We start from the raw sequence: 11,938 nt of genomic DNA on the forward strand, positions 1-11,938 counted from the left end.
CCCCGGCGGGGGCTGGGGGGGGGGGGGGGGGGGGGGGGGGGGGGCCGGGGGCCGCGGCGGGGCCCGGCGCCCCCCCGGCCGCCCGCCCCCACGACCCCACGCCCTTGGGCCGTGCGCGGCGGCCCGTCCGGGGGAGTGTGCGGCCGCCTCGGTGACGGGCGGGTGCACGAGCCGTCACGGCGTCACCAGCACCGCCGTCGCGTCGTCGTGCGTCTTGCCGCGGCGCAGCAGCGCGCGTCCGGTGTCCGAGTCCTCCAGGGCCCTGACCCGGTCGATCAGTCCCTGGGGGCCCGCCTCGCCGAGCACCGCGAGGCAGTCCGCCCAGTCGCCCTCGCGGAACGTCTCGACCCAGCGGCCGGCCCCGTCGGTGAGCGCCGCCAGGGTCCGCACCTCGGTGAGCGGGGTGCGGCCGGTGACGGCGCGGGCGGCCACGGAGGGGTCGGCCGCGGCGGTGAAGAAGCCGCCCTCCTTGTTCCGGAGCAGGGTGTCGACGGCGGCCTCGTCGGTCAGTGAACCCGGCGGCAGGCGGTCCAGTCGGTCGTCGACGTGGGGACGGACGCTCCCGTCGGACAACTCGAACAGAAGTACGGAATCGGAGAGCACCAGGTGCTCGATTTCCCGTGTGTCCCAGCGCGCCATGACGGCCGTCGCCTGGGGTGTCCGGACGTGAGAAAGGTCACACGTGGTTCGGTGGGACTCGGCGGTACGCCGAATGGACTCGGCCAAGATCTCTTGGAGGGTCAGATCCTGTCGTGAAACGGACAGTTCGATCAGTGATCCGCCCAGTCGCGCGGTGAACCAGGGGACCGAGTGCACGCAGCCGTCGTCACCGCGCGGCGGAGTCACCCCGTCGAGCAGGACGAGTGTCCCGCCCTGGCCGGAAGCGGGTAGGGCGGTGGCGGCCCAGTCCTCGTTCGGGCGGTCGGCGCGGCCGGCGGCGGTGGCGAGTTCGATGCGCATGTGGTCAGTCTGCACGACGTCTTCACGAGCCCTGCACGTGGCCGAAATTGGCCTGTACCAGCAGGCCAAGGGCTGCGTAGAGGCGGAAGGAAGGGATCCGCGTGGCGTGCGGGCGGGCATCCTGCCAAAGCCTGGACGGAAGTTCCAGCCGACGGTTCAGGTGTGGCCGGGCGGCCTCCGGGGGAGACTTGTTCGTCAACTCTGGAGTGATGTTCACTCGTTCGGGTGGCGGAGCGGTTGATGCGCGCCCCCCTCTCAAAAGCACTGGAATGGTCGGAAGCCGTACCAGGGGTCGGGGCGCTCGCTCACACGTGACCGCGCGTCACCTCTGCTTCAAGGGCGGACGAGTCAAGAATGCGAGCACCGGTGCAGAAGAAGCGGCCTCGGAGCAAGGGCAGCGAGCACAGCGGATCCGGGGCGACGCCTCCGGTGTCCGACGGAAGCGGGAAGACCCGGCGCGCGGTGCGCGTACGCAGCAGGTTGGTCGCCGGTGTCGCGGTCGTCGGCATCACCGTCATCGCCGCGGGCGCCCCTGCGATCCTCGGCGTGTCCTCCGACTTGAACGAGTCACAGCGGCTGGTCACCCTCGCCGAGCTCAACCAGCAGGCGATCGCGCTCGCGCACGCCCTCGCGGACGAACGCGACGAGGTCATCGCCCTCATCGCGGCGGGCCGGGACGGGAAGTCCGGTGGCACGAGCGACACCGATGCCCGGGGTGCCCGCGTCGACCGGCAGGTGGACGAGATCGGCACCGCGGCCCCCGCGGCGCTCCGCCGCGACCTGGCCACGATCCCCTCGCTGCGCCGCGACGCGCTCGGCGGCAAGGGCACGGCGCTGGAGACCCACCAGGCGTACACCGACGTCATCGCCAAGCTCCACGCCGTGGCCGACGAGCTCGCCCGGAAGACCCCGCCGCGCGCCGTCGACGCCACCCGTGCCCCGCTCGCCCTCGGCCGGGCCACCGAGCAGGCGTCCGCCACCCGGGGGCTGCTGCTCGCCGCGCTCTCCGTGCCGGCCGGGGACACGAGCACACAAACCGACCCGATCACCGGCCTGCCCGTGCAGACCGAGGACGGGGGCAGCGACGAGGACAACCGCACCCGCGACGGGCTGAGCGCCGCGGCCCAGCAGGCCAGGGTCGGTGAACTCGCCTCGCTCGCCGACTTCGACCAGTCCGCGAGCCCCGCCACCCGCGACACCCTGACCTCCACCGTCACCGGACCCGAGGTCACCAAGGCCGAGAAGTACCTCAACACCCTCGCCGACCGCCCGGAGCTGTCCGATTCCGACCGGCGCACCAGCCGCAAGAAGGTCGAGGAGGCGCTCTCCGCCCGGATCGACCGGATGCGGAGCGTCGAGTCCGCCCTCGGCACCGAGCAGGTAGCGAGCTTCGAGAAACTCCGCGGCGACGACGTCACCGCGCTCGAACTGCGGATCGCGCTGCTCGGCGGCTGCCTGCTGATCGCGGTCGGTGTCTCGACGGCTGTGGCCCGCACCCTCACCCAGCCGCTCGCCGTCCTGCGGATCGGGGCCGCCCGTCTCGCGACGGAGCCCGCCACCGCCGAACCCGTGCGCTACAAGGGCCGCAACGACGAGTTCGCCCAGGTCGTGCGCTCCGTCAACGAGCTCCACGGGCGGCTCCAGGAGCTGCTCGGCGAGCAGCACGGGCGCTTCGAGGGACTGCGGGCCGAGCACGCCGAGCTGCTCGCCGGACGCGAGGCGCTCACCGCCCAGCGCGCCGAACTCCAGCACCTGACCGCAGACCTGACCGCCCAGCTGGAGCAGCTGAAGCACACGGTCCACCACACCTTCGTCAACCTCTCGCTGCGCACCCTCGGCCTCGTCGAGCGACAGCTCGGGGTCATCGAGAGCCTGGAGGACCGGGAGCAGGACCCGGAGCAGCTGGCCACCCTCTTCAAGCTCGACCACATGGCCACGGTCATGCGGCGGCACAGCGAGAACATGCTGGTCCTCGCGGGCACCGAGCACGGGCACGGGCACGCGGGCCCGATCCCGCTGGTCGACGTGGCGCGCGCGGCCGTCTCCGAGATCGAGCGGTACGAGCGGGTCACCATCCAGGCCCTGCCGCCGCACGCCCAGATCGCCGGATTCGCCGCCGACGACCTCAGCCACCTCGTCGCCGAACTCCTGGAGAACGCGACCTCCTTCTCACCGCCGGACTCCCAGGTCCAGCTCTCCGGCTGGCTGCTGGAGACGGGCGAGGTCATGCTCTCCGTCCAGGACGAGGGCATCGGAATGCCGGCCGAGCGGATGGCCGAGCTGAACTCCCGGCTCGCCGATCCCGCCCTGTTCGACACGGTGGAACGGGACGACCGCGGGGAGGTCGAATCCGGTCTCGGCCTCCATGTCGCCGCCCTGCTGGCCGCGCGCCACGGCGTACGGATCCAGTTGCGCGAGCACACCGGCAGCGGGGTCACCGCAGTCGTCGTACTGCCCAAGGCCCTGCTTCCGAAGGCGCCGTCGGCCGCCGCGCCGCCCCCGGTGAAGATCTCCGAGGACGGGCCGGGGCTCAACCTGCCGGGTTCGGTCGCCGAGGCCAATTCCCACGCGCTTCCCGCACGTGCACCCGGCCAGGAGAGCAACGCACTCCCCGCCGGTGCGCCGGGCCGGGAGGGCAACGAGCTCCCCGCACAGGCGTCGGGCCGAGCCGACGACCCGCTGATCGCCGCCGCAGAGCGCGCGATCCGTGCGTCCGAAGCCGACGTCGCGGCCGGTCCCGAGGCCGTGCCCGGCTTCGAGCGGGCGGAGGAGCACCCGACCGCCCCGGCGGCCGATGCCGGCTTCGTCCCGGCGGCGGACGCGGAGACCGCCCCCGCGCCGCACGCTGCGGTGACCGCGTCTCACACCCCGGTGGCCGACGTCGGCTTCGTCCCGGCGGACCACGGGCCTGTCCCGGCGCACGATGCCGAGCCCGCAGGCGACTCCGAGATCACGATGCAGGTCCGGCTCCCGGTGGCCCCGAGGACCGAGGACACCCCCGGGACAGCTGCGCCCGGCCCGTACGCCATCGGCCCCGACCGGCACGAGCGCAGCGCCGACGCGTCCCCGGACCCCTTCCGTCCGGCCGGATCGGACCCGCACGTCGCCCCGGAGCCGCACCCGACGCCCGCACACGCCGCCGACACCACCCCGGAGCCGTACCTCACGTCCGTTCCCGAGCCGGAGCCGGAGCTGTACCTCGCGTCCGTTCCCGAGCCGGAGCCGTACCTCGCCCCGGAGCCGCCCGCCGCCCCGGAGCCGCACTTCGCCCCGGCCGCCGAGACCGTCCCGGCCCCCCGGCGGCCGGTGCAGTCGGACGTGGAGCAGCCGCAGCAGGAACGCCTGACGGACAAGGGGCTGCCCAAGCGCACCCCCCGGGTCGTCAAGCCCAGCACGGCGCCCGCCGCCGAGCGCAAGGAGGGCGGCCTGGACAAGGAGGCTCTGCGCCGTCGGCTCGGCGGATTCCACCAGGGCGCCAAGAACGGTCGCCGCGACGTCGAGGCGGAACTCGCCGGGACGACGGCGACCCAGCCGCTCCCCGGCGTCACCGCGCCCGTCGCGCACACGGACCATCGCGCACCAGCCGCACGCACCGCGCCGACCGACCATCGCGCACCCGCCACGGCGACCGACCATCGCGCACCGGCCAACCGCACCAACGACCGAACCGATGAGACGGGGGACACAGTCGAGGAGGCACGCAGTTGACTGCGCCCAGCACATTCGGGCTGAGCACCGAGGCCCGGAACCTTCACTGGTTGCTGAGCAATCTGGTGGAGGAGGTGCCAGGGGTCCACTCGGTCACCGTCGTGTCGTCCGACGGGCTGATGCTGCTCTCCTCCGACCCCGGCCATCTCAACACCCCGGCCACCGGCCGCCACGACGGGCCCAGGGGCTCCAGCGCCGATCTGGCCACCATCGTCTCCGGCATCGGCAGCCTCACCCAGGGGGCGGCCAAGCTGATGGACGGCGGCGGCGTCAAGCAGACCATGGTCGCCATGGACGAGGGCAGCGTCTTCGTCATGTCGATCAGCGACGGCTCACTGCTCGGCGTACACGCCACGCCGGACTGCGACATGAGCGTCATCGCCTACCACATGGCGCTCTTCGTCGGCCGGGCCGGACACGTACTCACCCCCGAACTCCGCAGTGAGCTGCGCAAATCGATGGAGAGCACCCAGTGACGTCCGCCGCCGAACCCGTCCGCAGGCTTCCCGTCCGCGGCTCCGACCGAAAGTCCGCGAGGGTCCGCCCGTACTCGCTCACCGGCGGTCGCACCCGCTTCGGCCACGTCCTGCTCGTCGAGACGTTCGTCGCCGCGCTCGAAGCGCCCGAGGAGCGTCGCGAACTGGCCAACGACGCGTCAGTCGGCCGGCTGATGCCGGAGCTCCAGGCCATCGTCGAGATCTGCCGCCGGATGCGCACGGTCGCGGAGATCTCCGCCCTTCTCAAGATGCCGCTCGGTGTGGTCCGGGTCCTGCTCAGCGACCTCGCCGACCAGGGAAAGATCCGCGTGTACGGGACCGGTCACGGCACCGGCCAGCCCGACCGCGCACTGCTCGAAAGGGTGCTCGATGGACTCCGTCGTCTCTGAGCGGTCGCTCTTCGCCCTGCGCCAGCCGGGGGCCGAGAACCAGGCCGACGAAGGGCTGCAGGCCTGGCAGCTGGACCGTACCCGGGCACCCATCGCCACGAAGATCGTGGTCGCGGGCGGGTTCGGCGTGGGCAAGACGACCTTCGTGGGGTCGGTCTCCGAGATCACCCCGCTGAAGACCGAAGCGATGATGACGCAGGCCAGTGAGGAGACCGACGACCTCACCGCGACGCCCGACAAGCTCACCACCACCGTCGCGATGGACTTCGGCCGCATCACGCTCGCCGACGACCTGGTGCTGTACGTCTTCGGCACCCCGGGCCAGCAGCGCTTCTGGTTCATGTGGGACGACCTGGTGCGCGGTGCCATCGGCGCGATCGTCCTCGCCGACACCCGGCGTCTCGCCGACTGCTTCCCGGCCCTCGACTACTTCGAGAGCTGCGGGCTGCCGTACATCGTCGCCGTCAACCACTTCGAGGGGACACCGACGTACGAGGCGGAGGACGTCCGCGAGGCCCTGACCATCCCGTCGCACGTGCCTGTTGTGATCATGGACGCACGTCGGAGGATCACGGTCGTCGAGTCGCTGCTGGCCCTCGTCGGCCACGCCCTGGACGTCACCCCCTGACGCGGTCGGGCGGCCGGTCCGGCCGTCCCCACCCCGCACGGACACGCAGAACATCGGAGAACCGCGATGCGGAAGATACTCATAGTCGGAGCCGGGCAGTCCGGTCTCCAGCTGGCCCTCGGACTCCAGTCCAAGGGATACGCAGTCACCCTGATGTCCAACCGCACCGCCGACGAGATCCGCTCCGGCCGGGTCATGTCGACGCAGTGCATGTTCCACACGGCGCTCCAGCACGAGCGCGACTACCAGCTCAACTTCTGGGAGTCGCAGGCCCCGCGCATCGAGGGCCTCGGCGTCTCGGTCGCCGCCCCCGACTCCTCGCGCGCCGTCGACTGGGTCGGCAAGCTGAATGGTTTCGCCCAGTCCGTCGACCAGCGCGTGAAGATGGCCGGCTGGATGGACACCTTCGCGCAGCGCGGCGGCCAGCTCGTCATCCACGGTGCCGCGGTCTCGGACCTGGACTATTTCTCGCGCACCTACGACCTGGTGCTGGTCTCCGCGGGCAAGGGCGAGCTGGTCTCCATGTTCGGCCGGGACGCGTCCCGTTCGCCGTTCGACGCCCCGCAGCGCGCCCTGGCCGTGGCGTACGTCCATGGCATGGGCCCGCGCCCCGAGCACCCCGAGTTCGACGCGGTCCGCTGCAACCTGGTCCCCGGCGTCGGCGAACTCTTCGTGATGCCGACCCTGACCACGTCCGGCCGCGCCGACATCCTGTTCTGGGAGGGGATACCGGGCGGGCCCGTCGACGTGTTCCGGGGCATCAAGGACCCCTCCGAGCACCTCGCCACGACGCTGGAGCTCATGGAGCGGTTCCTGCCGTGGGAGTACGCCCGCGCCACCAAGGTCGAACTCACCGACGCCAACGGCACCCTGGCCGGCCGCTACGCCCCGACCGTCCGCAAGCCGATCGGCCGACTGCCCAGCGGCGGCCTGGTGCTCGGCGTCGCGGACGTCGTCGTCGCCAACGACCCGGTCACCGGCCAGGGCTCCAACTCGGCCTCCAAGTGCGCCAATTCCTACCTGGACTCGATCATCGAGCACGGCGACCGAGAGTTCGACGCGGACTGGATGCAGGCCACGTTCGACCGCTACTGGGAGACCGCGCAGCACGTCGTGAAGTGGACCAACGCGATGCTCGGCGTCCCGCCGGAGCACGTGCTGAACCTGATCGGTGCGGCGGGACAGCTCCAGCCGGTCGCCGACCGCTTCGCCAACGGCTTCAACAACCCGGCGGACTTCGAGAACTTCTTCTTCGACCCGGAGAAGACCAATGCGTACCTGGCCGAGGTGACCGGGGCGGCGTAGGCCGTCCGGCCGCGGCAGTCGGGGCGGGGTCCGTCGGGAGGCCGACGGGCCCCGCCCCGTCCGTGCCGTATGCCCTCGGCGCCGCGCGTTCTCGGCGCTGCGTGTCCTCGACGGCGGCGCGGCCCGCCCGGACGGCCCGCTACTCGCCGGGGGCCGAGGACGAGCCGTACCCCGCGTCCGAGCCCGCGGTCGCCGTCTCGGGGAGCCGGGGCGTGTGGTAGTCGGCCAGCGGGGTGCCCCCAGGGTCCGGGCGGACGGCGCCGAGCAGCGGGTTGGACGCCACCGGCGAGACCTTGACCCGCGTGCCGGGCCGGGGCGCCTGCACCACCAGGCCGTTGCCGATGTACAGCGCCACATGCGTGGCCTTCGGGAAGTAGACCACCAGGTCTCCCGGGCGCAGCGCGTTCAGCGGCACCCTGCGCAGTTGCCGCCACTGCTCCTGCGAGGTCCGGGGGATGACCCGGCCCGCCTTCGTCCATGCCTGCGAGGTCAGCCCCGAGCAGTCGAACGAGTCCGGCCCCTCGGCGCCCCACACGTACGGTTTGCCGAGCTGGTCGATCGCGTACCGTACCGCCGCGCCGCCCGCCGCCGACGGCGGCCGGACCGAGGACAGTGCCCCCGAGGCGACCAGGGCGCCCTGTGCCTTCGCGGTGCTCTGCTGCTCCAGCCGGGCCAGCTCGGCGAGCTGTGCGGCGGAGAGCGTGGCCAGTTTCGCCTCCACGGCCCGCAGCCGGGTCCGCACGGTGTCGCGCTGCTTCCTGCGCTGCGCGGTCAGGGCCCGCTGCCGGTCCAGCACCTTGCGCGACTCGGCCGCCAGGGCGTCGGCGCGCTTCTCGGCCGCCGTGAGCCGTTTCACCGTCGCCGCCCGCCAGGCCGCCGCGCGACGCAGCAGATGCTCCTGGTCCATGAGGTGCTCGGGGTCGGGGGCGAGCAGCAGCCGGGCGTACGCGGAGAAGTCCGAACGACCCCGGTACTGCTCGCGGGCCAGTTGCCCCGCGGCGTCGCGGCCGGCGGACAGCGCGGTCCGGGCGGCGGTGAGGGAGACGCCGAGCCGCTTCGCCTCGGCCGTGCGCTTCTTCAGCTCCGCCGCGGTCCCGTTGTACGCCTCGGTGGCCTCCTCGGCCTGCTGGTAGAGCTTCTGGAGCTCGGTCAGCAGCGGCGCGACACTCCGGGGCGGGGCCGGTGCGGCGGGCGGCGGCTTCCCGGCGCTGTTCGCCGAGGGGCCCGGGTCCGCGGGCGCGGCGAACGCCGACGGGCTCATGACGGCCGTGACCAGTGCCGCGGTGCAGGCACCGCGCAGGACTCCGCCGGGCACGACATCACCTCCGGTGACGGGGCGCGTCGCGGGACCGCCCCATGAGCGAGCGAACGCATCCATACGGACACCCGTCGCCGGAAGTTACAAGGACCGCGCGGTGTGGCGACCGGCCGTTCGCCCGGAAGGCGGCAGCGCGGGAGGTCCGGCCGGAGCCGCTCGGCGCCACCGGGCACCGGGGCGGCTCAGGCGACGGGGAACGCGTAGAAGATCCGGTCCCGCTGGACGACGGCGGTCCGACCGGTGGCCAGTACCCGGTACGGGGCGGTGACCGTGGGGCCCTTCGGGTCCTGGGCCCCGATGTCCTGGAACTTCCACAGCCGGCGCCCGTCCTGCGCCGCGAAGGCGGTGACCTGCGATCCGTCCGCGGCCAGCAGCGTCCTGCCGGTCGTGCTGAGCGTCACCGCCGGGGCGGTGGCGCCCGGTGCCGCCTCCGTCGAGCGCCGCCAGCGCAACCGGCCCGTCGCCCGCTCGACCGCACCCACCTCCTGGTTGCGATGGGTGGTGTACAGCAGTGCTCCGCCGACGACGGGCGTGCCGTACGGGAGGCCGGTGGTGCCGTTCAGGATCCACTTCGGCGTGCCCGCGGGGGTCTCGAACGCCTGGAGGTCGTCGCCCGCGGCCGCGTACAGCAGCCCCTGTTCGTCGCCGGTGGCCGCGCCGTCCGGTGCGACCGTGCCGATCACCCTGGCCCACAGCTGCTTCCCGGTCGTCCGGTCGAAGCTCCGGAAGACGGCCTTCCCCTTGACCGCGGCGAGGTCGGCGGGGGTGAGGGTGGCCGGGTCCTGGCGCACGACGACGTTGTTCGTGCCCCGGGCGATCAGCCGGTACACGGGGGCGGCGGGGCCCCGCCCGACCGGCACCGGGGCCCGCCACAGCTCCTTGCGCCGGAGCACGTCGTAGGCGAAGAGGTACGCCTTGACGACCTGGGTGTCCTTGCCGGGCTTCTTGCCCTTCTTCGGAGGCGGGGCCTTGACGGTGACCTTGTGCGAGCCGGTGAACCAGATCACGGACCCGTCCGCGCCGACGGTCTCCGAGACGGCGAGGTCCGGCACGCCGGGGAGCAGGGCCGCGTGGCTCTGCCGGTGCGCGACCTTGCCGTCCTTCGGGGATAGCCACAGGAACGCGTCGGGCCCCGCGACGAAACAGAGGTCCTTGCCGGCCGGCAGCGCGGCGCGCCCCTTGGCGGCGTCCGCGTTCGCCCACACTCGGCGCCCGGTGCGCAGGTCGACGCCGGTCGCCCCGTTCTCGGCGGTCAGTACCAGCAGACGCTCGTTCCAGAGGGCGGCGGTGAGCGGCGGCGGCTCGGCCGCCGGGTGCCGGTAGACCCAGCGCGGCCGCGGCGCCAGCCCCGCGACGACGGGACCGCTGCCGCCCGGCGAGGGCTTTTGGTCCTCCGTCGTCCCGTCACCGGACGCCAGCGCGTACGCCCCGCCGCCACCGATCACCAGTCCCGCGGCACCGGCCGCCAGACCGATGAACAGCCCGCGCCGGTCCAGGGCAGCGGGCTTGGAAGGGGTGGGAGGGGCGGAAGAGGCCGAGGGGGCGGGGGGAACGGAGGCGGAGGACGGCGGAGGTACGGGTGTCGGCAGCGGGCCGGGGGCGGTCGGCGCGAGCGGCGGCCCGGCGGCGGGTGCGGCCGGGGGAGCGGTGAGCTCGCGCGGGACGGACAGCTGGGTCGTCGGCCGGTCGGTCCTCGGGCCGTGGCGGTCGACGCCACCGAGCTGGGTGGTGCGGGTGTCCGGGGTGAGGTCGGGCGCGGGCGCCGGGTCCGGGGCGGCGGCACCCGGCGTGTCCGGTGCCGCGACGGGGGTACCGGTCGGCCCGTCGGCCGGGACGGTGTCCGCGGTGCCGCCGACCGATCCGCCCGACGGCCGATCGCGCCCGGCTTCGGTCGCGGACCGTGCCCGCAGCCGCTGTTCCGTCAGTGCGGCGGTCAGCGGCTCCGGCAGCAGGAGTTGCCCGGCGAGTGCCGCCGCCCCCTCCGGGGCCAGCTCCGCGGCCACCGTCCCCGCGCTCGGCCGGCCGGCCGGGTCCTTCGCCAGGCAGCGGGCGATCAGGCCGCGCAACTCCTCGGGGACCGCGCCGAGTTCGGGGTCCGTGCGGGCGATGCGCTCGGCGGCCTCGGCGGGGGGTCCGTCGGCGAGCGGGGTCGTGCCGGTCGCCGCGTACGCCAGCAGCAGGCCCAGTACGAAGAGGTCGGAGGCCGGTCCGGGCTCCTCGCCCGCCACCTGCTCCGGGGTGAGGTAGCCGAGCCGTACGGACAACTGCCCGCCGGAGCGGGCCTCGGCGGCGGCCGCCGCGCCCAGCGGGCCGAACGCGGCGAGCCGCGGCCCGTCCTCGGCCAGCAGCACCGTCCCGGGCGCCAGCCCCTGGAGCACGGCTCCGGTGGCGTGGACCCGGGACAGGACCTCGGCGACGCCCGCGCCCAGTATCCGCACCACGGCCTCGGGGAGCGGGCCCGCGGCCCCGATCGCCTCGGTGAGTGTCAGGGCGGGCACATGGGGGCCGGCCGTCCACGGCAGCTCGTCGGCAGTGTCGTCGGCCGGGGCATCGAACCGGGGCTCGACCCAGGGACCGGCGAGCAGGTCCGCGGTGCGGGCCTCCGCCAGGAAGCGGCGCCGGAAGGCGGGCAGTGCGGCGAGTTCGAGCCGGGCCGCGGTGACCACCACCGGCCGGTCGGCGGCTCTGGGGTCCTCGGCGGATGCGTCGCGCGCGAGGTACTGCACGGTGCTCGCGGTCTCACGGAGTCGCGCTCTCAGGGCGTACGGGCCGATTCGGCGTGGATCGTCCTGACGCAGCGCCTCCATGGCGCACCCCCTTGCTGACCGTGCGGACCGGAGCGTCGATCCTACGACCTGGGGAGCAACAGGGAGTGGGCTCCCGGCGCCCTGCGACTCCGCCTCCGGCGTTGTCGTCGGTCGCGAGGACTCCGCCCTCACTCCCTCCTCCGTCTCGGATGCGAAGTCGCATGACACCGCTCGCTGGTCCACCCCCCGTTGCTCCCCAGGCCGTTGCGACCTGGGAAGCAACGGGCAGCGGGCTCCCGGCGCCCTGCGACTCCGCCTCCGGCGTTGTCGTCGGTCGCGAGGACTCCGCCCTCACTCCCTCCTCCGTCTCGGATGCGAAGTCGCAT

Annotated in this window: 8 protein-coding genes; 5 read left to right on the forward strand and 3 right to left on the reverse strand. The window is 73.6% G+C overall.

Annotation, left to right across the window (positions count from 1 at the left end):
• Window positions 1-174 precede the first annotated feature (174 nt).
• Window positions 175-960 (reverse strand): hypothetical protein, encoded by a 786-nt coding sequence (locus ACFC79_RS02500; protein WP_376234111.1) that lies wholly within the window; start codon window positions 958-960, stop codon window positions 175-177.
• A 366-nt stretch (window positions 961-1,326) separates the two neighbouring features.
• On the opposite strand from ACFC79_RS02500, the gene ACFC79_RS02505 reads away from it, so the two are divergent.
• From ACFC79_RS02505 to ACFC79_RS02525, 5 genes are all read left to right on the forward strand, one after another.
• Window positions 1,327-4,668, forward strand: a complete 3,342-nt coding sequence (locus ACFC79_RS02505) for a nitrate- and nitrite sensing domain-containing protein (protein ID WP_376234892.1) — start codon at window positions 1,327-1,329, stop codon at window positions 4,666-4,668.
• Window positions 4,665-5,144: a roadblock/LC7 domain-containing protein gene (locus tag ACFC79_RS02510; RefSeq protein ID WP_376234114.1), complete on the forward strand. Its 480-nt coding sequence runs from the start codon at window positions 4,665-4,667 to the stop codon at window positions 5,142-5,144. Before ACFC79_RS02505 ends, ACFC79_RS02510 begins: the two co-directional genes overlap by 4 nt.
• A complete protein-coding gene (locus ACFC79_RS02515) occupies window positions 5,141-5,554 on the forward strand; it encodes a DUF742 domain-containing protein (protein ID WP_376234116.1) in 414 nt (137 codons plus the stop codon). The genes ACFC79_RS02510 and ACFC79_RS02515 overlap by 4 nt, the downstream gene beginning before the upstream one ends.
• Window positions 5,535-6,182 carry an ATP/GTP-binding protein gene (locus ACFC79_RS02520; RefSeq protein ID WP_376234118.1) on the forward strand — a complete coding sequence of 216 codons (648 nt, stop codon included), beginning with the start codon at window positions 5,535-5,537 and terminating at the stop codon, window positions 6,180-6,182. The genes ACFC79_RS02515 and ACFC79_RS02520 overlap by 20 nt, the downstream gene beginning before the upstream one ends.
• A gap of 66 nt (window positions 6,183-6,248) precedes the next feature.
• Complete coding sequence (locus ACFC79_RS02525; RefSeq protein WP_376234121.1) at window positions 6,249-7,487, forward strand: styrene monooxygenase/indole monooxygenase family protein; 1,239 nt, start codon at window positions 6,249-6,251, stop codon at window positions 7,485-7,487.
• A gap of 139 nt (window positions 7,488-7,626) precedes the next feature.
• On the opposite strand, the gene ACFC79_RS02530 is transcribed toward ACFC79_RS02525, so the two are convergent.
• Window positions 7,627-8,802, reverse strand: a complete 1,176-nt coding sequence (locus tag ACFC79_RS02530; protein ID WP_376234123.1) for an NlpC/P60 family protein — start codon at window positions 8,800-8,802, stop codon at window positions 7,627-7,629.
• Between the two features lie 185 nt (window positions 8,803-8,987).
• Window positions 8,988-11,612, reverse strand: a complete 2,625-nt coding sequence (locus ACFC79_RS02535) for a PQQ-binding-like beta-propeller repeat protein (RefSeq protein WP_376234125.1) — start codon at window positions 11,610-11,612, stop codon at window positions 8,988-8,990.
• Between the last annotated feature and the right edge of the window lie 326 nt (window positions 11,613-11,938).

Origin of the sequence: Streptomyces sp. NPDC056061, assembly GCF_042266885.1 — a bacterium.
In the GTDB taxonomy this organism is placed as follows: Bacteria; Actinomycetota; Actinomycetes; order Streptomycetales; family Streptomycetaceae; genus Streptomyces.